We start from the raw sequence: 21,651 nt of genomic DNA, 5'->3' as shown, positions 1-21,651 counted from the left end.
TTACCAGCCTATATAGGCTGTGTTGGTTGTGAAGGGCTTTTTGCCTGGATAATGCCTGTAATTAGATAGACAATAATCGCACCAAGGATAAGGTATCCGAACATCTGGGCGCTTTTTGTCTTAAAGATGAGTGATATGGTAACGATGATTGCGGCGCTGATCACAAAAAAGAGGGGCCTCGGTATCTGCTTGAGTATGACCCTCCCGAAATGTGCAAACCGGATATGACTAACCATAAGAAAAATGGAGATGCATGTGATCAGCCATAATATACCCGGCATAGCCACGAGTGCTGCCCCGAGCACAATCATTGCCCCTGCCGGGCTGGGAAGTCCATTAAAGATGCCGACGGGAAGGTCTTTCCGGTATTTATCCTTTTTCACAAACCGGATAAGACGAAAGGCTACACTGAAAATATAGATTACTGCAACAATATTGGCGAGATACCCGCCTTTTTCTATAACCACATAAGCTGGAGCCAGACCAAAGCTTACAAAATCTGCAATATCATCCAGGTATGGTCCTGCCTTTGTGCCGCCATGTTTTAGGGCCATGCGCCCATCAAACAGGTCAAATAGCTGCCCCGCAATAATAACACAGATGGCCCATGCAAAATGGTGATGATATGTCAAAAAAAGGCTTATCACCCCGCATATAAAATTGAGCCCGGAAAGGATATCCGCATAAAGGCGATTAGGTATAAACTTGAAGACCACTGATGCGGCTGAAAGAACAATACAAGCCATGAGGATGCTGTCAGTTATATTGAGGAGTTCAGGGTTTTTATCCAGCAGGGCACAGAGGATGACAAGGGCAAAGCAGATAATGGCCTTTATCTTTCCGAAATTATTCGCTGCGCCTGAAACCTTGAGCCAGCTTAATAACTGCCTGGCAAAGAACTGGCCGGCAAATTCTATTATGGTGAGGATCAGCACCAGTTTCCATGAGAGTATACCCATAAAGGCGAACCCTGCTAATGGTGGGAGATAGGTCAGCTTGTCACACAGAGGGTCAAGCCATTCTCCAAAGCGCGACCCCAGATCGCATCCCCTTGCCACAACACCGTCTACGCCATCAAGTATTGCTGCAAAGGTAAATATAAATATGGCAAAAGCCTGATAAGGGGTAACGAAATAGAGTGTAAAGCCAAGTAATGCCATGGCAGTACGCCAGTAGCAGATGGAATTGGGGTGAAGCAGCCACTGGTGCGACATGATATATTCACGCATGCGGGCACTTTTTTTAACAGCCCTGGAAAACCAGATAAAAAAAATGGTTCCTATTGCCGCTGAAATTACTATAACAAGTAATGTATCCATTTTATCGTTTAATCCTTAAAAGCCATGACCCATTAAAAGGCTGGACAATGCCTGCCTGTTTGAATATCTTGATTTAAAGTTTTCATAAATTGGAACCTTTTACAGTTCTATATCACATTTTATTATACTAAAAAACAGAATATGCTCATTTCATGGAGAGAAATATGCCTGCGCAAAAACTATTAATAAAAACCTCATATTGCATATTATTTTTAATATTGCTTGCCTCAATAGGCCTTAATGTATACCAGTGGCTCAGGTATAAAAGGCCCTCTTTTAAAACTACTACCAGATCATCAGTAGAGCATGTATCTGCTACTGCCAAAATCGTGCCCCAAGACAGGACATTAAAAACTGATCCGGTTGTGAATGGGGAAACCCCCGGCCCAGATAAGGTAAAAGAGTTGGAATATCAGCTTGCTGCCGCAGAGGAAGAGCTTGAAATAGCCAATAATAAGCTTGCAGAAGAGGTATCTGAAAGACAACGCATATTTAGAAATATGATAAGACAGTCAGCCATTCAAAAAGCAAATATTGAATACAGGGGGCTTTTTAAAAAGTTGAATATATCAAAGGAAGATGTTGAAAAATTCAGCGAGATGCTGGCGGATAAATCTCTGGATATTGATGACATATTTATTACAATGAGCGGAGGCACTTCAAGCGGAGAGGAAGTAGTCTCGGAGGTGCAGAAGACTGAAAATGACTATGACCGCAAGATCAGCGAGTTTTTAGGGGAAAAGAATTATCTAATCTACAAGGCATATACAGACAGAAATACAGAGAGGGGAGTGTTGCAGGGCTTTATGGATACCATTACTCCCTTTAATAGATTAGATGACTATCAGACCAATGCCCTCATAGATGCCATGTATGAGGCAAGGCTTTCTGTTGAAAATGAACTCGGCGTTGAAACCAGCAGTCCCGTGGAAAGGATGAAGCATATCAATGAAAAATATTTTGAAGCGGGCGATGCTGTTCTTTCTCCAGAGCTGGCAGAACAATTTAAAAGATATCTTCTTAATATAGATGATATGCTCCACTTAAAGCAACCATGAGCTCTTTATACACTGGGGGTGTGTGCCAATGTTCCAACAAGGTAAATAATAACCTATCTTCCGGTATTGGAAATCTCCCTAAGGTTCAGCTCAAATGAGCTTACAGGGAGCCCATTCATTGTCTTAAGCCCGCACTCACCACCATCAGACCAGCAGTACCTTACTGTTTCTGCGTCAGGAAGGGCATCAAGACTTATCTTTATCTGGCTTCCTGTCTGCACGGCCTTTGTAAAAACGCAGGGTTTATTAGCCGCACACAGGCTGAACCCTGTAACCTCTTTTTCTCCTTCACCAAAATTTAGAGGAGGTGAAAACTCCATTATGACATTATCCATATTTTTACCTGCAATAACAGGCGCCACGCCGTCAGCCACACCTTTGCCATTGATTGCCTGAGCCACCCTTGCAGCGCGCATACCAACAATATATTTCCTTTTCGGGTGGATATCAGCATCATCCCCAACATCATGGGTCGCAACAAGTCCAACCAGATCATCATTTAGGGCAACCTGCTGCTGCGCATTGCGTACAGTTGCCCAGCCTGATTCAATTGGGCTTGTTGCAACTGCTCCATAATTCGGGAGCTGTACAATAATAAACTTCAGCCTCTTATCAAAAAGGCTGCGCCAGTCTGTGATAAGTGAGGTTAAAAGCGCCTTATATGTATGGCTTGTCTCTGCATTGGATTCACCCTGGTACCAGATTGCACCATCAGGAGTCAGGGGCTTAATGGGTGAGATCATGGCATTATACATACCGGTTATGCCTGATACGCTTTCCCAGGGGCTCCTGGGTGGCATCCCTGTTTCACGGGGTATAAACCGGTAATGCCAGTCAGAGCCAAGGGGCAGAAACTCCCCGTCTTCAAACCTTAGCCCCACCTCGTCAGCAGGCCCGGTCATGCCGCCAGCTCCCCATGTATTAAGCACATTCACTGTTATCTGGTTAATGCCCTTTTTAAGTATGCCCGGTTCAATGGGGTACTCACGTCTGGTTCCATAACCAAATGAGTTATTAACAAATTTTCCATTGATCCATGTGGAGTCCACCTCATCTATATTACCAAGGATAAAGGAGACCTTTTTTGCCTCCTGTTCAGAATCAAGCTCAAAACTGGTTGAAAACCAGAGCATCCCGTGGTGATTTTTAAGGCGCTCATCCAAATAACCCTTCCAGTCCTGTAATGGCGCGGGTTTCCACTCTGCATTTTTATCGAGCACACCCCTTTCCCACACACTGCCCTGGTCTGAGCTATTTTGCCACCAGGTCATCCAGTCATTTGCAAATGCAAGTTCCGCCTCTCTTTTATTGTTTCTGAACTGCCTCAGCTGAACCACCTTTCGTTCATACTCTTTAATAACCTCAAGATTCTGTTCGCTGATCCATGCCTCAATAGCAGAGCCTCCCCATGAGGCGTTTATTAACCCGAGGGGGATGCCTTCCTCATCTATCATCTCACGGGCAAAGAAATAGCAAACAGCAGAAAAGCCCTTTATGTTTTCATCAGTGGCGGTCTGCCATGAGACAGGGACAATGAACTCTTCCTGTGGGTTTGTCTCTGCACGCATGGGGACGGTAAAGAGCCGGATAAAAGGATGTCCCTGATTGTATGATGCAGGCTGGTCAGTAGATGCCACAACAGGGTAGGCCATATTTGACTGGCCGGAACAGAGCCAGACATTGCCTGCAAGAACATTTTCAAGCACAGCCTCAGCACCGCTATTGTCTGAAATCCTTATCCGGTAAGGGCCGCCGGCAGGTAAGGGTGCAATCTCTTTCTGCCATTCGCCTTTGGCATCGACCATAATGCTATCGTATTTACTCTCGTTCACCTCAAGCACAAGTGTAGCACCTGGTGACGCATACCCGCTTAATAAAATAGCTTTACCATATGGGAGTACCATGTTGCTCCCGAATATCTTACTGAATTCAGGTACTCTGGCTTGGATGTTCAGGGAAAAAAGCAGTGCAAATAAAACAATATAAACTCCCTGACTTAACAATGAATAGGACTTTGCTGTATTTTTTGGTAATGTCATTGGCTTCCCCCTTATAATTGCCTTTTATTTGTACGGACCGTCTTTAAGGTTAAAAAGTTTCGTTTTCAGACCTTTATAGTTTAGATGAGTCTCTATGTTAATAGGTTATATTTTTATTCCAAAATTGTGAAAACTATAATGCAGTATGGTGAAATATTTCAAGTATGAATACTTAATTTCCAGGCATTACAATTTCAATTTGAAAAATTAAGATTGATATTAACCTTAAAAAGAGGGATCATGTATACAAAGCCGATTAAGGCTTAATCATAAATGCGAGCTTTATATATACCCCCTGGATCAGAATATAAGAATCTCTGACTAAAATACAGAGCAACTTCATCTGAAGAATATTACAATTCATCCTCCCCGGCTGCTGATTTCCCTGATCAATTTCCCGGTGAGAATCAAAGCAAGTGATTATTTCAATCTGGTCTTAAAATTAATAATCGATTTATTATGCTGTTTATAACAGCATCCGTCTTTCAAATTTATACGATAAATAAAATAACGGATAAACCCATTCAGGATTAATTTTTTAATTGAGGCTAATTTCGACAATTGAATAAGACAAACCTTTTAATGGAGGGACATATGATCTTATTTCAAGCCTTCTACTGGGACTGCCCCAGGATAGAAAATAATGAGGGAGAGTGGTGGAACCTTATTAATGAAAAGGTTTCAGGTCTTGCAGACATCGGGATAACTACACTGTGGCTTCCGCCTTCATCCAAGTCAAGTCACATTGACAGTATGGGATATGCCCCATATGACTATTATGATCACGGTGAATTCAATCAAAAAGGTGGGATTAAGACATGGTTTGGTTCAGCATCAGAGTTACGAACCCTGACTCAAACGGCACATAAGAAGGGGATGCTGGTTCTTGCAGATGCTGTCCTGAATCACTGTGACCTTGGGGACCAAATGGAATATCATCCAATATTAAATAGAGAAATGATGACCAAATATACTCCTAAATCAGGCAAGTTTATCCGAAACTGGAACAACTTTCATCCTTGTGAATACTCTTCTGCGGACGCAGGCGCTTTTTATGGTGACCTTGAAGGATATGATCTCCCTGATCTCTGCCACGATAATCCATATACATACCTTGGTGTAATGGAATACATCCGCTATTTAAAGGACAGAGTTGAGGGTATTGGTTATGATGGCTTCAGGTATGATGCTGTAAAGTATTATGATTCCTGGATTGTTCAGAGCATTCAGGAATGGCAGAAGTGCTTTGGAGTGGCTGAATTCTGGGACGGCGATAAAAATAAGATTAAAGCTTATCTTGACTATGTGAACTGGTCATGTTCCGCCTTTGACTTTCCCCTCTTTTATGCACTGCGTGAGATGTGTAACAACCCCTTTTATGACATGCGGTGGTTGTGGAACAGCGGGCTTGTCTTTGAATCGCCCATGCGGGCTGTGACCTTCTGTGATAACCACGATACAGATCGAAGCCAACCCATTGTAAACGATAAACTCCTTGCTTATGCCTTTATACTTACTCATGAGGGTGTACCGTGCATCTTCTGGAAGGACTATTATAACTATGGGCTGGCATTATCAGGCAGTTCAAACGGGATTGATAACCTCTGTCGGATACACCGTGATTATGCAGGTGGAGGTACAAAGCTCCTATATAATGACAGATCTCTTTATATAGCAGAGCGCCAGGGATATCAAAAGCAGAAAGGTCTCATAGTGGCAATCAACACCGATCCAAATAGTTGGCGCGGTGTATGGGTAAAAACACAGTGGCCTAATATGAACCTGCCCTGTATTGGCTGGTGGGGCCATGATCAGAGCAGGCCTAAAGATAAGCGTTCTGATGGAGGAGGATGGGCAGAGATATATGCAGCACCAAGGGGTTATGCAGTCTATATCCCCGAATAAGTGTTAAAAAAAGATTTCATGATCAGAGCTAAAGGGCTCTTTATAAACAATAAGAGCGCTTTAGCAGGATAATATACCGAATGCTCCGGAATAAAATACGGTCTTTATCTGATCCAGGAATTATCTTGCCTTTTAAACTTGTTGTCTTTTATCAAAAAAAACACGTTTTAAAAAGCAAGTGGTCAGCCTATGCTGACCGCTTGTTTTTTGTAATATCTCTGAAAATCTCCTGCATGTTCCGAGCGGTCTCACCTTAATTTCCTGATAAGCCCCCTGATTTCACTCAGTACGGCTACATGTTCTGCCAGCCAGCCTGAACCTATTATTCGATGATGTTCCTCATCACCAAGTCCTGCTGACTTTGATTTTTTAAGACGATTCAGGATAAGGTCTCTTATGGTTATAGCATTGGCAATTCCTTCCAGGATGCCTTCGTGTGAGAAACCTGCTTCAGCGCCGTGTTGATGTCCATGCCCGCCAGAGCCGCCGCCTGCTGTCTGGACCCTGATATCCGATATACCAAAGAAACGCTGCAAAGGCCCCTGCTTTATGGTTACGTTCTGGATATTCTCAAAGGTGATTGTGATCTCATTAATGATCCAAATACCGCGGCGGATACGCATGCTTCTTTCTGTCATCACATACCATGTTGTATCGTACCTGAGGTGAATAGCAAGATAGGCAAAGATGTCAGGTACAAATGCAATGGCGAGGACAATGGGTGCAAGCACCAGGCCCACAAGGGGCTTGAAAATGGTGAGTATAAGCCAGGGAACAATGATCAACACATCGATCAGGGTCAGGACTACCCAGAACTTAAACTTCATATACCTGAGAAAGCCCGGTGAAGGGCGGAATGAATCCATCTTCTCTCCCTCATGAACCGGGAGGGATGGCGGCTCTGCCGGGACTATAAACCAGCGGGTCAGAATTCCCCAGAACCCCTCATAGAATCTGGCCGCAGCCCTGTCAACCGCCTGGCTCATGAGAGCCCCCCTTTATCAGAGGTTGATTTAACCACTGTTAGATTTTGCAGATGATCCCGAATCTCTTTAAGTATTTCAAGCACCTGATCCTCATTCGCCTCTACAGGATCAATTTCTGCCCCGCCACCAATCGGTTTAATCATGATATCCTCTGATTTACGTGCCGCACCACGCATTTTGGTGTACAGATGATCCCTCAGCTTATCTGCCTCCAGAATCCCTTCTATACTCATCTCGGGTCTGGCAGAACCTGCGGCAGTCTGTATTGCAACTGTTGCAAGCCCCAGCCAGCGCTGGATTAAGCCACGGGATAGGTGTATGTCCTGTATGCGGCGATAGGTGAGATAAACCTCTCTGCGAAAGAGAATACCCCAGCTCATGGAGATGCCGCTGTCATCAAAGGTATATTTTAAGGTGTGATATTTGAAAAAGAGGGGTATCAGGGGGATAAAGAACAAGGGCCCCGACATGAGTAATGAGGTGATAAGGTAATGTGTCATGAGCACAGGGGCAGGCCTTGTTATCTTGCGGACATCAAAGGTCTCCTTATACACTGTGCTGTCATTTTCGCGTGCCATAATCTGCCTACCTCTCAAGTTTCTTTACCGGCTCATAAAAACCTGACCACAAAAATTCTCCCTGACCCTTCCAGTCCTCTTCAAATTCCCTTATGGCCTCCTTTGCTGCATCACTCGTAAGGAATGCCTCCAGATCTGCCTTTGTGTCAAACTCATAAGTTACCAGATATTGAGGGCAGGAATCTGGATTCTGCATACCTTGATAGAACTTGTTTCTGACAACCTTCTTAAGACCTTTGAACCCGAAAAAGGTCGTTACATGCCGGTCATACCATTTATTATATTCCTCTTCTTTTCCGGGATTTGGTCTTGAGGCTACAATACACAGGTATCTCGTATTACTCATATCTTTCTTCCTCCTTATCATTATTAGATAAAACAGTTCATTTAATAACTCCCCCGGAGATAATGAGGGCAGGCTTTTCGTGAATGATTATTAATGGATATCAAATTTTTTAAGTCATGTGCAATTAATTTAAAGCCTTTTTTCAGTAAATCGAATAAATTCGGGCTTTCGGTGTCTACAGAAACATTATCAGAGTAAATAAACTGCATGGTAGGAAGGAGAAGAGATATGAAAAAGATATCATTTTTACTGGTTTTTCTGTCACTTGTATTCGCACATGGCTGTGCAAGCACATCGGATTACAACAGTCTCAGGACCGAATTTGAACAGCTTAAGCAGGAAACCAGGGCTCAATCTTCTCAACTGCATGATGAGATGGTCATGTTTAAGCAGGCATATGATCCTGGATTACATGAAATAATCGTAAAGAACATAACCGAGGCAGAAAGGCAAAGGGATGCCATTTCAAAACTAAAAATTGAGATTGATAACACATCCGGTAAAATAAACAGGCTATTACAGGAAGCAGAAAATGACAGGATGGTTATTGCCGAAAATATGCGAAGCTCAAAGGTACAGAATATTGTAAATGAGTTCAGGCAACTGAGCGACGGCTGGCAGATCACCCTTTCTGAGCTGACAAACCTTACAAGAGATTCGGAAAAGGCAGTGGATGATTCCTACATCGCTGCCATGAGGGCATCTGAGATGGCCGGCGCGGCTGAACGTTCTGCCGATTTTGCAGTAAAGTCCTTCAACCGGATTGATGAGCAGATGAAATCCATCGGCGCTATTCATGAAAGATTAAAGGATATTGAATTCAGGGTGCAGCGGATAAGCAGGCAATTGATTGAGAACCGGGGGCCTGGGGAGAATATTCCAGGAGATAAGAAGCTTGAGGAAAAAATAGCTGAACTGGAAAAGGAGATAAACGCGTTAAAGGCAAAGGGAGACAAGGAGGCAAAAAAACCGGATCCACCTGATCGCCGGATTAACAGGTAGCGCCATTATCGTCGCAAAACACCAGTGCAAACAGAGCACGACCGAATTCGTACCGGTGAGCAGCCTACATGCTGGAAGTGATCTTAGCCTTCCTTGCGACAACTGCAATATCATTTGAATCCGGAGAAAAGGCTGAACCTGCAACATCAGAGTAGAATTCACAAGCTTCAAATCCGTTCGCCTCTAATTCCTTCTGTAATGACTCCCTGCTGAAATATTGCAGCCAGTTATAAACAACACGGGTTCCTGCCTTTTCAATTATAGTGTACTTATCAAGGGTTACCTTCTCTTCTGTGTACTTGAACGTATTTAAAAACCCATAATATTTTTCAGGCGACCAGAAACCATCAAGCTGATTCAGTTCGTATAATGAGACCTCGTTTCTGCTGTTGAAGATATTTAATGAATGGACATCCAGCAATACTGTGCCTCCGGGTTTTAAAAAGGAGTAAAATTTGGCAAGCATTGTTTTTCTCTGGGCCGGACTTAACGCGCAATAATCACAAAAAATCATTGTAATGAGATCAAATCGTTTCTCAGTCTCAAATTCCAGATAGTTCTGTTTATAGTATGTGATATTTAATCCTTTTTGATCAGCAGTTTTTTTCGCGTACTGAATTGACCTTTCTGAAAAGTCGATCCCGATAACATCAGCCCTCTTTTCCGAAAATATAGCGGTATATAATCCAGGCCCACACCCGAAATCAGCAATAGCTGTATCTGAATTGATTCCAAAATAGGATATTATCCACCCTGCTGACCGGTTAATAAAATCCTTATTTCGGGATGAGAGATCAATAGTTTCATTCAAATGAAACTCAAGCATCTTTTTTGAAGTATGTTCATCAGTCCATAAATCTTCTGCTGTATAAAACTGAAATGGTGCGGGACGTGAGTTTATCTCCTCTAACTTATCAAACAAAGATGTCTCCATTTTCACATCGACAATGATTAGATAGTGTCCATCCAGAATTTGTCTCCTTCTGGATGGAGGCTTATTATTTCTGTTTTGCTTCCTCTACAATTTTCTGGATTTCCGGGAGCAGGTCCTGAACTAAATTCTGTGCCAACAGCATGCTTTTCTGAAGAACCTGGGGCTGCTTCTCAAGCATGCTCTTTCCCTCAGGGGTTTTGTAAAAAACTGAGATGGCCTTTAGTTCTTCAACAGTATAAACAGAGGTAAAGATATCAACAAATTGAGGTTCAATTTTTTTCATATCAAATGCCTCGGTTATTAAAGCCTGGAGCTTGTCCTGAAATTCCATTGCCTTTTCTTTTTCACTCTCAGGGATGCCTGCCTGGGCCATAATCTGACCCTGCATCTGCTTCATTTGTGCCATCACCTGGTCCAGGATCTTACCAACATCTGAAAGCGCTATTATCTCTTTAGCATATTCTTCTTTACTCTTGTCTTCTGCCTTAACTGTTTTTGCATTACATATTGAAAAAGAAACCGCAAATATCAAACAACAAATAAATAAAACTATTCTTGACCTCATCATTTTCCTCCTGAAAAATACATTAATAATAAATACCAAAGCCTGATGTGTAAAACCTGATAAGTCTGAAAAACATTTACTTGAATCTGAAGATGGCGATATGGATAGCATGTTTTTTAAGCTGATACAACCCATTTTAATATAACAGGATATTGGATCGATATCTGTTATTCCTCTACTCATTTCATAGGCTGATTCTTATCTTTTGGTGCCCTCCAGGGTTTAAAAATGGAGACAAATATTGTGGCTATCAGCAACAGGGCCTGGATAGCGCCAAAAATCAGATTCATCTTTTCGTTATAGAGATATTCAGGGTCATTCAAAGAGGCTAACCCTATCTTCCCGGATATCTCCATCATATTCGTTTCCCATGGTCCGAGGAAGAATGTCCCGAACAAGATTGCCGCCACAGTTACTATCCACTTGAATATCATCCATTTATGCCTGAAAAATCCCCAGCTGCTGAATGCAGAGTAGATTAAGCCTGTTACAAGAGAGCCAAATGCACCCGGGATTACAATCACTGCCATGTCTATATGATGAATACTTCTGTTGATACCATATAAAACCCCCCTGTCATCAACTCCATTTTTCAGGAAATAAAGCAGTATCAGGGAAACAGCGCCACCAACCCAGCATGATACTGCAATCATGTGAAACCCCTTCAGCCACTTGAGCCCCTTTGCCTTTATTTTTAACATGTTATCCTCGCAAAACAATAATGGTACTTTTAAAAAGATGTGGGTCAACGCCCCTTCGTGTTTGCTGGCTTCATTTTTTAATGTATCTATCAAGCAAAATATCTTCCACATTTCGTCTTGAATCGATAACCGATAAAACAAATACAACTCTTTCTGATATTCTGCAGATCACCCGCCAGGGAGCAATAACTATCTCCCGGTAAGTATGTATCCCCTGCTCTTTAAGCTCCTGTACTACTCGCCCACGATCCGGCATTGTATAGAGGTCTGCAACTTTTTTCTTTATTTTTTGAAGGCTTCTGGAACCATTTTCCGGGTTTTCGTTAGCGATATGATCAATAAGCTGCATTAAATCATGTTGAGCTGTTTCAGCCGATGCAACATGGTATTTCCGGGTCATTTTATATTTGCCTTTAACCTCTCCTCAATATATTTGAAAACATCCTCTTGGGGCTTAATCCTGCCATCCCTTACATTTGCTTCGCCTTCGGACAGAAGTTTTAAAATACCAATAGCATTCCGCATATTTTCATAGCTTTTTGGATCCTGTAAAACTGCCCTTGGTTCACCGTTTTGGGTAATAATAACAGGTCGCCGGGTTTCATTTATTTGATTAAGCAGGTCGGCTGCCCTTGACTTTAAATAGGTTACCGGTTTGATATCACTTGTAATGTTCATTATTTCACCTCCAGGCCGTAAATAGTACCATATTCGGACCGATTGTCAAAACATGTTGTAAATGAGTCGGCAGGTTGTGTTAAGCGAAGCAACTATGTTTCAGAAGAATCGGCAAATCTCTTCCGCCAATATCCTGGTCTACGTTTATTATGAGCTACAGCAATGATATGGATGTGGTCATGTTCAATAGAATAAATAAGTGAATATGGGAATTTATTTAAAAGATAACGCCTGAAAGGAGCCCTTATTTTTCTATATAAGAAAGGGTTTTTTAAGATATGTTTTGCAGCAGTTTCAATTGCTGTGCGGAAGCGACGTCCCAACCCCTCCTGACACTCTTCATAATATCGAACAGCATCTAAAAATTCAGCCCGGGCATCCGGATCAAAAATGGCAAAGGTCATTTAAGCAGCCTGTCAGCTTCTGCAAAAACCTCTTGTGCTTTAATACCGGGGCGTTTTCCCTCTTTATATTCTTTATACCGGCGTTCTGCTTCAGCGATCCATGCTGCATCAACATCAGTTAATGTATCTTCGCTTAAAGAACTAAGCAGACGATCAGCTAGAAATGCGCGTTCCTGATTAGTAAGGCCAAGCGCTTCATCTTCAATTTTTTTTAATAAATCAGACATGGCATATCTCCAAATTGACCTTTTAATTTTAAATAGGTTATCCAGGTCAGAGTCTCATCTTTCATAAAGAACCTCGCCATTTTCTATTTCTTTTAAGAAACTGGCATTTTCTGGATTTTTGCGGATAGGCACTACATCTATTGGTATCTTGTTGGCAATTACCCTTAGTTTTTTCCGGTGTTTCATTGCAAGGGGATAGTAATTCTCATCTGAGTCCTGAAAAACAGCAATGTCCAGGTCATTGGGCTCATCCGATAAAAGGAATGACCCAAAGATAACAACCTTCCGGATTTCCGGAAAATCAATTAGCTGCTCAACAATCTCTTTTTTGAGTCTTTCCTTTGCTACACCTTTGAGATTCATTGTTTCTCCTGAAAAACATTAGCCAACTTATCGTTGCATTAAGAATAATTCATTAACAGTATTTTGGTCAAGGAGATTAAATTATGTATATTAACTGTGTAGGCTAAATCAGGCGAAGCAACACAACGACATTCTAATCATTTTTTCTTTCTTTAAGTATCCTCAGATTTCCAAGGACAATCTTATCATTGGGGTCAATAGTAAGCGCCTGATTAAGGTACTTTTCTGCCAAGGCGAGTTTATTGTTTGCCAAATACAGAACCCCCAGATTTGTATATCCATATATTACATCCGGGTATTCTTTAATCATAGCTTCCGCGACGGTTTTTAGGGCATTGTCTGCCTCTTCCTTTTCTGCATTAAAAAGTTGCTTCACTCTTTCCTGTACATTCTCCAGCATGAATTTCTTCGGGTCATCATCCATTGAATTTATTGTGCCCCATTTCCACTGGTTATCAATAGCTTTTGAGACTCTTAATATCTCAACCAGCTGCGTGCCCACGATATCCCAACGATTTATTAAAGAGGCAATGTGCACAATCCCGAAATAGATATCCAGACGATTATTGAAAGAAGAAAGGGCCTTTTGTGTTTCTGAAATCCCTTTCAGGATAAGCTCAATATCTTGGTTTGGACGGTTTCCTAAAAAGCCAACTACCTCTCCAGTATCCTTGTCTTCAAGTGCAAAATCACCTTTTTGAGGTTTTCCCTTTGCAACGACAATTTGTTCTTTATTTCCTTTTGCATATGAATAATTCAGGAGAATAACATAATACTCAGGATCTTTTAAGAGTTCTGCTTTGTTATCTTTCAGGAATTTTTCAACAGGATCAAAATTACTGGCATTAACCTTATCCATGATAGTTCGGAATTCTTTCACATCCATTGCGTCTAAAACCGGAGGAAATAGGATTAAAATAATCAGGACTAATTTTGATAACATATATCATTCCTCCATCAGAAAAGTTTGTAGGTTGTGTTAAGTGAAGCAACACACCTTTTTCCTTCTACTCCCCTATCAACACAAACCCGGAATATTTTGGGTCAAGGTCAATTGTGCTGATCATGGCATATTCATCTGTGAATTCATCCCATATAGTTGATAGGGTTGTTTCCAGGGTATCAAGCAGCTTTTGGTCTGAAAGTTTAGAGATACCGGTCAGACCCTTTATAAACACCTCCCTCTGTCCGGCCATATTGTATGGAGGGGTTGTTTCCCCTTTTCTTAATATGCTAAATGCCTTCTTTGTCTCATTAAGGGTGAGTTTTTTAAGGCTTGGTTCAAGGTTGCACAAGCTCCTGAGCCAGAAGGTAAATAGAACCTGGTAGAATGTGATATCCTCTTCATCCTTTATAAGCTCTTCCATCTCATGGTGGGGGATCACAGCGCCTAACAATTTATCCAGGGCAATCATCCCTTCAATGATCTCCCCTGTCTTTCTGATCTCTTCAAGGTAGGTAAAATCCCTGTAGGATACCTTTTCAGCCTTCTCCGTGTACATCAGGGGTTTTGTTTGCAGTATGCCCTTAAGGAGCCCCTCCCTTTCTTCTCCCCAGAAGGCGTTATTTAGCTCCATCCAATCAAACCATGATGCCTTTATCCACTTTTCCGCCTTCCACCTGAGTTCCAGCGCCTGGCTAAACCCTGCCCTGAAAAGTGTAATAAGGGGATGATTTTTTATAAAATCCAGGGCAATGGCTGTATCACCCCCAGAAAGCCTTTCAAGCCCGGTGTTTATATATCCACCTGCCTTTTTACATATCCTTATCAGGTCATCAACGCTCTCAAACCTTACGCCATCCGCAGAAAAAACCTGGCTGCACAGGCCCGAAAACTCAAGCCTGAGCCTTTCAAGAAGCATGTAATCGTTTATACCTGAAACAGCGATTGAAAAGAGGTTTTCTTCCTGAACCGCAAGAAAAGGGGTTATGGGCACAAGGGCCTTAGTCTCTTCATCAGGTGTATAAAGTATATATTCGGATGAATCCTTATTGAGTTTGGATACATCCTGGTACGCATACACCGAGACCGCCTCTTCAAAGGGGAGATACCCCTCTTCTGCCAGCCTTACACCCTTCTCCCTGTAAAGCTCCTCCTCCATCTCTGCCGGGATTGCACCCTGCAAACCAAGCAGCAGGGCCTGGAATTTGTTGTGATCATGAAGGGCAAGGTGTCTTAAAAGCTGTTCTATATCCTCTGCATTTGCCTTGTCTGCAATGCCTATATAATAGAGGTTATCAAAGGTGACAAACCCCTCCGGCGGCATAAAATCATCATCCTCCTTTACCCTGATATCAAGTATGCCTGTAAAAAACAGGTGCGTAAGGAGATTGCCATCTTCGCTGTAGAGGAACTTAACAAGCCTTTCCGGGTCTGCCTTTAACAGCCTGTTAAGCCATTTGAAGGTTTCCACCCTGTTCATCTGGTCCTTTTCCCAGGTCTCCAGGTCCAGCAGATACTGCCACTGCTCCTCGGATGCAAGAGAGAGGAGCGGGAATGAGTCATCCTCCCCCACCTTTTTTATGAGCCAGAAAAAATCGATCTTTGTCATGTTTTGAACAAGCTCAAGGGCATTTTCATGATCAAGCACCATGTTCAGGGCGTTGCTGCCTGAGAGCTGCGCCAGTTTGCCCACTATTTCACGGCTTTCTACCGCTATATCCCTTTTTCCCTTTAAATAAACCACCTTGCTGCCTTTATTTTCCATCTAATAAAACCTGCCTGGATTAATAGATTAATTGATTGTCATTACTTGACTTGGAGTATGAATAAACTATATGGTATATTACATTATATCAATTGTTTATATTAAACAAGTCTGCTTATTAATATGTTTCCGGCCACACCCTGTTTGATGGAGTAGAAGGTGATAGATTTTATAATAAAAGGCGGTATTGTGATGTATCCCATAATCCTGTGCTCGATTATTGCGCTCGGGATCTTTATTGAGAGATTATGGATACTCAGGAAAAAGGCGGTTATCCCTGCTGACCTGGTCTCCTTTGTGGAGGACAGGCTCAAAAAAAAGAATATCCCTGCTGCCCTTGATATCTGTGAAAAGAGCGATTCATCCATTGCAAAGATATTCCTTGCCGGCCTTAAAAACAGCAGCAAGGGCATGTGGCTTGTAAAGGAGGCCATTGAGGATCGGGGCAGCCGTGAGAGCGTAATCCTTGAAAAGAATGTGGGCATGTTATCGACCATTGCAAACCTCTCCCCGCTTTTAGGGCTCTTAGGCACTGTATCGGGCATGATCAAGACATTTAAGGTGGTTTCACAGGGGAGCGGCAACCCGGCCCTGCTTGCAGGCGGTATTGCAGAGGCACTGATCACCACTGCTGCTGGCCTGTGTGTTGCAATTCCGGTGCTTGTGGGGTACAGATATTTAAAAAACAGGGCCGAATCCCTCATATTTGAGATGGAAGAAAGCTCTATAAGGATGATTGAGATAATAGAAAACGCAACCACAAAGGAATAACAGGGGGCGTAAGTCAAAATGAGATTCAGGAAAACAAAGGATGAAGAAGAGAACATAGGGATTGCGCCCCTTGTGGATATTGTGTTCCTGCTCCTTATCTTTTTCATGGTTACCTCACACTATGATATTGCGGCAGGTGTACAGATCAAGCTCCCCAAGATAACTAAAAAGGCAGCAGACCCGGATGCGGAGAACAGGGTTATCATCACTGTAGACAAGGATGCGGCCATCTATATTGAAGGGGAAAAGATCGATATAAGCGCCCTTGAACAAAGACTAACTAAAGAGATAAAGGAGCGGGGTGTGCTTGACCTTGTGCTTCAGGCCGATGTGGATGTGAGCCACGGCAATGTGGTAAAGATAATGGATATAGCAAAGAACGCAGGGATTAATTCCATTGTAATTGCGGCAAGGTGGCGGTCAAAGGAATTGATGTAAAACCTTTTTCAGGAAATGGCTACTTTGGAAAGTCCTAAAACAAATTTTTTCAGAATAATTTTACCGGGTATATTAATTATCATCCTGGTTGGATCATGGCTTGCATTTGGTGATAGGGGTATAAGATGGGTTGTCACCATGGAAAAGGAGCGGCAGGAATACCTTGAGAGGATAAAAAGGCTTGAGGCAGCCAATGAGGAGTTGAGGGTAGAGATAGAGAGGCTCAAGTATGACAGGGAATATATAGAGACGGCCGCCAGGAGAGAGCTTGGCCTTTTAAAGGACAATGAAGTAATCTACAAATTCAATGAAGAAGAAAAAAAATAATCTTTTCATAACTATGAGAGGAAACCATGTATATCCCGGAAAGCAGCATCAATGAAATACTGGAGAATTCGCCATCGCAGGAGACCCTTCATTTGTTACTCCCCCTGCTCAAGGCTGAAGGAAAAATAAACCTGGTAATCAGGGAGTGCCGCAAGGCCGTTTCAAGGTTTCCCAATGACCTTTATTTTAAAAAGATCCTGGCAGAGACATACATGGAAGAGGGGCAGCTTCTTGATGCAGAGGAAGAGGCTGCCAAGGTTATAGAGGGCATTAAAAGACTTGCCACGGCATATAAATTACAGGCAGAGATATACCTGCGACAGGGGCGAAATGAGGATGCTGCTTTATGTCTCAGCCATTTTCTTTCTTTTTACCCTGAAGATAAAGACGCAGCATTTAAGCTTAAAGAACTGGGCCTGCAAGATGAGGCCCCTTTACCAGAGTCAGGTGACAAACTCATGGATTCCGGTATACAGGAGCTGGAACAGGAGCTGCCCGAGATAATTACCGCCACCCTTGCAAAGGTATATTTTGATCAGGGAAAGCTTGATGAGGCAAAAGAGATCTATGAGAAGCTTGCAGAGATGAACCCTGATGATGCGGTTGCGGCATCGCATTTTAAGGAGATATCAGCCCTTTCGGATATAAATGATGCACAGGAAGAGACTCCGCCTGTTAATGAGAGGCGCCATAAAACAGAAAAGATCATATCAGTACTGGATGCATGGCGCAAAAATATCAGTGCCCTTTCTAACAGCGGAACAACCGCTGTATAGCTTATCATAAGCGGGCAAATAGAATGGGCATCATGCCTGATTATTTTTTCAAGGCAACCGGCATAGGGAGTGTGCCATGGGTAAACGCTTATGATGCATGTAGAAAAATTAATCACCTCCTCCCCGATATTCCCTTCTGGCCCCAGCTTGTAAAACTAAACCCCCTTGAGTACATGATTGCCCAATTTACTGAAGGGCTCCCCCTGGTTGAGGTCAACACCAACACAGGGGCAGTAACTCTTTCTTCAGACAATAGAGAAAAGGCCCTCTCTGAATTCTATAGCCATTATCATGCTGATGACCTGGAATATTTTTCCATAGGCCCTGGCTATGCTGAGGGGCTATACAGTATGATCGAGTTTGTAAAAGAAAACCCCGGTAAAGGAGAATATATTAAGGGGCACATAACAGGCCCTGTAACCTTTGCCGCAGGCTTTAAGGATAAGGATGGAAGGTCTGCACTTTTTTACCCTGATCTCCTAAAAACTTATGCCAAGGGGCTTGCCATAAAGGCACTGTGGCAGGTGCGGGCGCTTGAAAAGACAGGGAAGCGGCCCATCATATTTCTTGATGAGCCATATCTTTCATGCTTAGGGTCAGACTTGTTACCCATAGGGCGTCATGAGATCGCAGGGATTTTAAAAGAGGTTATTGATTATCTGAAGCAAAGATCAGAGGCCATTATCGGTATACACTGCTGCGGCAGTACAGAGTGGCCCATGATTATGGATTCAGGGGTTGACATAATAAATCTTGACGCATATTCATTTCAGGAATCTCTCTTTCCTTATCCTGACCACCTTAAACGGTTTATCAGTAAGGGAGGTGCCATTGCCTGGGGTATTGTCCCGACAGGTGATTTTGCAGGGAGGGCGGATATCTATGAGCTTTATGAAAGGCTTGTTTCCGGGCTTAGCAGGCTTATTAGCCTGGGGCTTACTAAAGAGCTTGTTTATGCCGCATCTATTCTAACACCTGCCTGCGGTATGGGGACAATGACAGAGAAAGGGTCCGATGATGTTATATCCCTTCTTTCAATGCTTTCAAAAAGGATGAGGGGCAAGTAACTATTGTTCTATAAGTTTTATAATTTCTTCATTCGAAGGAATGTCCGCCATCGAATGGCCGTAATGCACATACCTGAGCATACCGGTCTTATCAATAAGCATCTGGGCAGGCATTCTGCCCAGCTTGAACAGGTTAAACTCCTGTCCATACAAATTCAACACTTTATGTTCCGGATCAGGTAACCCGATAAATGGCAGCGCTTCCTTTATCCAGTTCTTTTCAAATGATTCTGCCTCTTCAGGACCGATAACTATAATCTCTGTATCCAGTTTTACAAACTGCTGGTAGTCCTGACGCAACTGTACCAGATGCCTGCGGCAGAATGGTCAGACAAACCCGCGGTTAAATACTACCAGCACATTTTTACGTCCGGCAAAATCTGAAAGCCTTACACTGTTACCCCTGAAATCAGGCAGTATGAAATCAGGAGCATGGGTATTTACCTCAACTTTGGACATGATTTGATACTCCCCTTTTTTCCGGGATGATCTTATCATCAACAGGTTTGCCATAGGGGCAAACAACATTGCATCTGGTGCACTCCATAAATCCCCGCTCAGTTGTACGACGAATGTATTTCTCCCATTTCTCTTCAAGCTCTTTATCGGCCTGATGCAAAATTACACAGTCAAATACCTTCACCTTCTCACCTGGTGGCACACCCTGTGAAGGGCCGGGAATAATCGCCTGGAACGGGCATGCCTTTACGCAGAGTTCTTTATTCCGGCATAAAGGTTGTTCAGCGCAGAGGTCCCTTTCAAAAGGCTCATCAGGGTCTAATTCTGTGTCCACAAGCAATGCGATCCACCTTACCCTGGGACCATATTCAGGAGTAATAAGCAGGGTGTTATGTCCGATGAATCCCAAGCCCGCTAACATGGCTGCCGGTTTTAACTGTATTTCAAGGGTAGGGATCGAGTTAATGCCCTTTTCCTTTTGTAGCCAGTTGCTCAGTCTCCATGCCCGTGTCTCCATAATATCATTGTAGAAACCATAGATATCAATCTGCTTTTTTTCAGATGTCGGTACAGACAAAATCACCAAGTTAAAACTTTCATCCCATACTACAAAGCCAAGGATGATAAGTGATTTAGCCTCAGGCATCACCTCCAGAGGTTTTCTAAGTCCGCGATGCGGTGGATTCTCAGCCTTTTGAATCTCCAACAGGTCAGACACCCCGCACAAATCAAATCCAAATGCCTTTGCCTTTTCTTTAATCTCTTCTTTTAAGCCCATACGTTTCTTTCCTCTTTTTACCAATCTAAAAGTTACGCTCAATAAAGAATACTGTTAACATTGAAATAATTCACGCTTATTGTTACAATACTACCGCCTTATTCATAAAACATTGAGACAATTACTTTAGGGGCAGCATGAAAGCTCCCTCCAGACATAGATTGTTTTATATCATGGATTTTAATATTTGGGTTTTGAGTAAGCCACTCTTGAATATCATTTTCCAATTCGGTATGCAGTGGTTCACTCAATCGCATAGAAAATGGTTTTACCTTGCCATAGAGAATAGTGGAAAACATCTTGATCTTCATTTTTTTATTCCTCCTTTTTTTAAACGACACTATGAACTGTCATGTATAACATTGTAGCTAATATGCAAGCGGCGCTTGCCATTTAAAGGTTATTGAAGCACTGACTATTAGAAATCTATTAAGATTGATTCGGCAAGATAGCAGCTTGTCATTGTTGAGCGTGTTGTCCGGCATCTTCATTCTTCAATTGTATCTAACTTCCAATCTTCATTTCTCATCTCTTGCCAATCCCAGTATTTTTCAAATAAAGAGTCATGAAGCATTTCGTTATTATCTTCGATTGAACCATCTTTATCTATTAACGAGATTCCATCCTTTTCCCATGAATCCAGTTCAGGATCAGCAGTACCATCTATTAAATTAAATAAATCGAAGACACCGCATGCAATTGAATCTGCCAGTATTTTTCTTAGAGCATTTAATCCATCTTCATCATTTGTGATTAATTTTTGAATAAAAGCTGATTCTTTTGTATTAAAGCCATTATTGGGTGGATATGCTAATGATGTTTGTATCTTCCCTGAAATAATGTATTTTGTTTTCTCATCCGCAATTCTTTCAATAATTTTATTCATTTCAATCATTAATATACGACTGTTTTTTTCTGATAGTGATACTTTCTTTTTATCTGGCATACTTATCTCCTCTAATTGATATTATCTTTTTCACGAGCGGAGCGTCCGTCAAACCCCTTACATAAACCTGCCAGACGGTTTATAATTATTGATACTTGCCAACACCAATTGTTCCAATGATGCACTCAACTCCGATCTGGCAAGAGAGTGGTGTCAATGGTCGTTAAAAAGTGAGCCATTTTCGGTCGTGAAAACTGAGCCACTTTACATTTCAATTTGATCTGATTTTATTGCCTCCTTTTCATTATTCTTTCTAAGACGATAACTATTCCCTTT

The 21,651-nt window shown here is 42.3% G+C and carries 27 protein-coding genes; 8 read left to right on the top strand and 19 right to left on the bottom strand.

Annotated features, from left to right (window positions below):
• Positions 1-8: 8 nt before the first annotated feature.
• Positions 9-1,319 carry a phosphatidylserine synthase gene (locus GX654_16295; protein ID NLD38423.1) on the bottom strand — a complete coding sequence of 437 codons (1,311 nt, stop codon included), beginning with the start codon at positions 1,317-1,319 and terminating at the stop codon, positions 9-11.
• 164 nt (positions 1,320-1,483) lie between these two features.
• On the opposite strand from GX654_16295, the gene GX654_16290 reads away from it, so the two are divergent.
• On the top strand, positions 1,484-2,377 hold the full coding sequence (locus GX654_16290; protein ID NLD38422.1) for a hypothetical protein: 894 nt from the start codon (positions 1,484-1,486) through the stop codon (positions 2,375-2,377).
• A gap of 53 nt (positions 2,378-2,430) precedes the next feature.
• Here the strand turns inward: GX654_16290 and GX654_16285 are convergent, their stop codons facing one another.
• On the bottom strand, positions 2,431-4,416 hold the full coding sequence (locus GX654_16285) for a hypothetical protein (GenBank protein ID NLD38421.1): 1,986 nt from the start codon (positions 4,414-4,416) through the stop codon (positions 2,431-2,433).
• Positions 4,417-5,010: 594 nt separating this feature from the next.
• On the opposite strand from GX654_16285, the gene GX654_16280 reads away from it, so the two are divergent.
• Complete coding sequence (locus tag GX654_16280; GenBank protein ID NLD38420.1) at positions 5,011-6,321, top strand: DUF1939 domain-containing protein; 1,311 nt, start codon at positions 5,011-5,013, stop codon at positions 6,319-6,321.
• A 248-nt stretch (positions 6,322-6,569) separates the two neighbouring features.
• Here GX654_16280 and GX654_16275 read toward each other — a convergent pair whose 3' ends face one another.
• From GX654_16275 to GX654_16265, 3 genes are all read right to left on the bottom strand, one after another.
• Entirely contained in the window at positions 6,570-7,307 is a 738-nt protein-coding gene (locus tag GX654_16275) for a PH domain-containing protein (protein NLD38419.1), read from the bottom strand.
• A complete protein-coding gene (locus tag GX654_16270) occupies positions 7,304-7,777 on the bottom strand; it encodes a PH domain-containing protein (GenBank protein ID NLD38418.1) in 474 nt (157 codons plus the stop codon). Before GX654_16270 ends, GX654_16275 begins: the two co-directional genes overlap by 4 nt.
• A gap of 115 nt (positions 7,778-7,892) precedes the next feature.
• On the bottom strand, positions 7,893-8,231 hold the full coding sequence (locus GX654_16265) for a hypothetical protein (GenBank protein ID NLD38417.1): 339 nt from the start codon (positions 8,229-8,231) through the stop codon (positions 7,893-7,895).
• A 228-nt stretch (positions 8,232-8,459) separates the two neighbouring features.
• Here GX654_16265 and GX654_16260 point away from each other — a divergent pair, with 228 nt between their 5' ends.
• Positions 8,460-9,233: a hypothetical protein gene (locus tag GX654_16260; protein ID NLD38416.1), complete on the top strand. Its 774-nt coding sequence runs from the start codon at positions 8,460-8,462 to the stop codon at positions 9,231-9,233.
• 64 nt (positions 9,234-9,297) lie between these two features.
• On the opposite strand, the gene GX654_16255 is transcribed toward GX654_16260, so the two are convergent.
• The 10 genes from GX654_16255 to GX654_16210 form a co-directional block, all read right to left on the bottom strand.
• Entirely contained in the window at positions 9,298-10,155 is an 858-nt protein-coding gene (locus GX654_16255; protein ID NLD38415.1) for a class I SAM-dependent methyltransferase, read from the bottom strand.
• Positions 10,156-10,231: 76 nt separating this feature from the next.
• The gene (locus GX654_16250) at positions 10,232-10,735 is read right to left on the bottom strand and encodes a DUF2059 domain-containing protein (GenBank protein ID NLD38414.1); all 504 of its coding nucleotides are present in this window, start codon (positions 10,733-10,735) and stop codon (positions 10,232-10,234) included.
• A gap of 176 nt (positions 10,736-10,911) precedes the next feature.
• Complete coding sequence (locus GX654_16245) at positions 10,912-11,433, bottom strand: hypothetical protein (protein NLD38413.1); 522 nt, start codon at positions 11,431-11,433, stop codon at positions 10,912-10,914.
• Positions 11,434-11,503: 70 nt separating this feature from the next.
• The gene (locus tag GX654_16240; GenBank protein ID NLD38412.1) at positions 11,504-11,833 is read right to left on the bottom strand and encodes a type II toxin-antitoxin system RelE/ParE family toxin; all 330 of its coding nucleotides are present in this window, start codon (positions 11,831-11,833) and stop codon (positions 11,504-11,506) included.
• The gene (locus GX654_16235; protein ID NLD38411.1) at positions 11,830-12,111 is read right to left on the bottom strand and encodes a type II toxin-antitoxin system Phd/YefM family antitoxin; all 282 of its coding nucleotides are present in this window, start codon (positions 12,109-12,111) and stop codon (positions 11,830-11,832) included. Before GX654_16235 ends, GX654_16240 begins: the two co-directional genes overlap by 4 nt.
• A gap of 92 nt (positions 12,112-12,203) precedes the next feature.
• On the bottom strand, positions 12,204-12,515 hold the full coding sequence (locus GX654_16230; GenBank protein NLD38410.1) for a type II toxin-antitoxin system RelE/ParE family toxin: 312 nt from the start codon (positions 12,513-12,515) through the stop codon (positions 12,204-12,206).
• Complete coding sequence (locus GX654_16225; GenBank protein NLD38409.1) at positions 12,512-12,742, bottom strand: addiction module protein; 231 nt, start codon at positions 12,740-12,742, stop codon at positions 12,512-12,514. The genes GX654_16230 and GX654_16225 overlap by 4 nt, the downstream gene beginning before the upstream one ends.
• A gap of 54 nt (positions 12,743-12,796) precedes the next feature.
• Positions 12,797-13,105: a nucleotidyltransferase domain-containing protein gene (locus tag GX654_16220; GenBank protein ID NLD38408.1), complete on the bottom strand. Its 309-nt coding sequence runs from the start codon at positions 13,103-13,105 to the stop codon at positions 12,797-12,799.
• 133 nt (positions 13,106-13,238) lie between these two features.
• Positions 13,239-14,048: a hypothetical protein gene (locus GX654_16215; GenBank protein ID NLD38407.1), complete on the bottom strand. Its 810-nt coding sequence runs from the start codon at positions 14,046-14,048 to the stop codon at positions 13,239-13,241.
• 64 nt (positions 14,049-14,112) lie between these two features.
• On the bottom strand, positions 14,113-15,813 hold the full coding sequence (locus GX654_16210; GenBank protein NLD38406.1) for a hypothetical protein: 1,701 nt from the start codon (positions 15,811-15,813) through the stop codon (positions 14,113-14,115).
• Positions 15,814-15,972: 159 nt separating this feature from the next.
• Between GX654_16210 and GX654_16205 the strand changes: the two genes are divergently transcribed.
• The 5 genes from GX654_16205 to GX654_16185 are packed head-to-tail and all read left to right on the top strand — an operon-like array spanning position 15,973 to position 19,192.
• Positions 15,973-16,584: a MotA/TolQ/ExbB proton channel family protein gene (locus GX654_16205; GenBank protein ID NLD38405.1), complete on the top strand. Its 612-nt coding sequence runs from the start codon at positions 15,973-15,975 to the stop codon at positions 16,582-16,584.
• Between the two features lie 18 nt (positions 16,585-16,602).
• A complete protein-coding gene (locus GX654_16200) occupies positions 16,603-17,022 on the top strand; it encodes a biopolymer transporter ExbD (protein ID NLD38404.1) in 420 nt (139 codons plus the stop codon).
• Positions 17,023-17,046: 24 nt separating this feature from the next.
• Positions 17,047-17,349 carry a septum formation initiator family protein gene (locus GX654_16195; protein NLD38403.1) on the top strand — a complete coding sequence of 101 codons (303 nt, stop codon included), beginning with the start codon at positions 17,047-17,049 and terminating at the stop codon, positions 17,347-17,349.
• Positions 17,350-17,375: 26 nt separating this feature from the next.
• Positions 17,376-18,125, top strand: a complete 750-nt coding sequence (locus tag GX654_16190; protein NLD38402.1) for a tetratricopeptide repeat protein — start codon at positions 17,376-17,378, stop codon at positions 18,123-18,125.
• 32 nt (positions 18,126-18,157) lie between these two features.
• Positions 18,158-19,192, top strand: coding sequence for a hypothetical protein (locus GX654_16185; GenBank protein ID NLD38401.1), 1,035 nt, complete (start codon positions 18,158-18,160; stop codon positions 19,190-19,192).
• On the opposite strand, the gene GX654_16180 is transcribed toward GX654_16185, so the two are convergent.
• The 4 genes from GX654_16180 to GX654_16165 form a co-directional block, all read right to left on the bottom strand.
• Positions 19,193-19,651, bottom strand: coding sequence for a redoxin domain-containing protein (locus tag GX654_16180; protein ID NLD38400.1), 459 nt, complete (start codon positions 19,649-19,651; stop codon positions 19,193-19,195).
• Positions 19,638-20,429, bottom strand: coding sequence for an epoxyqueuosine reductase (locus GX654_16175; protein ID NLD38399.1), 792 nt, complete (start codon positions 20,427-20,429; stop codon positions 19,638-19,640). The genes GX654_16180 and GX654_16175 overlap by 14 nt, the downstream gene beginning before the upstream one ends.
• Before the next feature lie 98 nt (positions 20,430-20,527).
• Complete coding sequence (locus tag GX654_16170; GenBank protein NLD38398.1) at positions 20,528-20,740, bottom strand: hypothetical protein; 213 nt, start codon at positions 20,738-20,740, stop codon at positions 20,528-20,530.
• A 176-nt stretch (positions 20,741-20,916) separates the two neighbouring features.
• Complete coding sequence (locus tag GX654_16165; protein NLD38397.1) at positions 20,917-21,375, bottom strand: hypothetical protein; 459 nt, start codon at positions 21,373-21,375, stop codon at positions 20,917-20,919.
• Between the last annotated feature and the right edge of the window lie 276 nt (positions 21,376-21,651).

This window comes from Desulfatiglans sp., assembly GCA_012513605.1.
Classification (GTDB): domain Bacteria; phylum Desulfobacterota; class DSM-4660; order Desulfatiglandales; family HGW-15; genus JAAZBV01.
Note: the sequence above shows the minus strand (reverse complement) of the source record. Positions and strands in the feature narration are given on the sequence as shown.

Coding starts and splice junctions, on each gene's coding strand:
- GX654_16260 (NLD38416.1), top strand. CDS start 8,460: ATGAAAAAGATATCATTTTTACTGGTTTTTCTGTCACTTGTATTCGCA.
- GX654_16295 (NLD38423.1), bottom strand. CDS start 1,319: ATGGATACATTACTTGTTATAGTAATTTCAGCGGCAATAGGAACCATT.
- GX654_16170 (NLD38398.1), bottom strand. CDS start 20,740: ATGAAGATCAAGATGTTTTCCACTATTCTCTATGGCAAGGTAAAACCA.
- GX654_16245 (NLD38413.1), bottom strand. CDS start 11,433: ATGTTAAAAATAAAGGCAAAGGGGCTCAAGTGGCTGAAGGGGTTTCAC.
- GX654_16210 (NLD38406.1), bottom strand. CDS start 15,813: ATGGAAAATAAAGGCAGCAAGGTGGTTTATTTAAAGGGAAAAAGGGAT.
- GX654_16270 (NLD38418.1), bottom strand. CDS start 7,777: ATGTCGGGGCCCTTGTTCTTTATCCCCCTGATACCCCTCTTTTTCAAA.
- GX654_16240 (NLD38412.1), bottom strand. CDS start 11,833: ATGACCCGGAAATACCATGTTGCATCGGCTGAAACAGCTCAACATGAT.
- GX654_16185 (NLD38401.1), top strand. CDS start 18,158: ATGCCTGATTATTTTTTCAAGGCAACCGGCATAGGGAGTGTGCCATGG.
- GX654_16200 (NLD38404.1), top strand. CDS start 16,603: ATGAGATTCAGGAAAACAAAGGATGAAGAAGAGAACATAGGGATTGCG.
- GX654_16275 (NLD38419.1), bottom strand. CDS start 7,307: ATGAGCCAGGCGGTTGACAGGGCTGCGGCCAGATTCTATGAGGGGTTC.
- GX654_16220 (NLD38408.1), bottom strand. CDS start 13,105: ATGAATCTCAAAGGTGTAGCAAAGGAAAGACTCAAAAAAGAGATTGTT.
- GX654_16235 (NLD38411.1), bottom strand. CDS start 12,111: ATGAACATTACAAGTGATATCAAACCGGTAACCTATTTAAAGTCAAGG.
- GX654_16265 (NLD38417.1), bottom strand. CDS start 8,231: ATGAGTAATACGAGATACCTGTGTATTGTAGCCTCAAGACCAAATCCC.
- GX654_16290 (NLD38422.1), top strand. CDS start 1,484: ATGCCTGCGCAAAAACTATTAATAAAAACCTCATATTGCATATTATTT.
- GX654_16250 (NLD38414.1), bottom strand. CDS start 10,735: ATGATGAGGTCAAGAATAGTTTTATTTATTTGTTGTTTGATATTTGCG.
- GX654_16165 (NLD38397.1), bottom strand. CDS start 21,375: ATGCCAGATAAAAAGAAAGTATCACTATCAGAAAAAAACAGTCGTATA.
- GX654_16175 (NLD38399.1), bottom strand. CDS start 20,429: ATGGGCTTAAAAGAAGAGATTAAAGAAAAGGCAAAGGCATTTGGATTT.
- GX654_16190 (NLD38402.1), top strand. CDS start 17,376: ATGTATATCCCGGAAAGCAGCATCAATGAAATACTGGAGAATTCGCCA.
- GX654_16225 (NLD38409.1), bottom strand. CDS start 12,742: ATGTCTGATTTATTAAAAAAAATTGAAGATGAAGCGCTTGGCCTTACT.
- GX654_16230 (NLD38410.1), bottom strand. CDS start 12,515: ATGACCTTTGCCATTTTTGATCCGGATGCCCGGGCTGAATTTTTAGAT.
- GX654_16285 (NLD38421.1), bottom strand. CDS start 4,416: ATGACATTACCAAAAAATACAGCAAAGTCCTATTCATTGTTAAGTCAG.
- GX654_16280 (NLD38420.1), top strand. CDS start 5,011: ATGATCTTATTTCAAGCCTTCTACTGGGACTGCCCCAGGATAGAAAAT.
- GX654_16215 (NLD38407.1), bottom strand. CDS start 14,048: ATGTTATCAAAATTAGTCCTGATTATTTTAATCCTATTTCCTCCGGTT.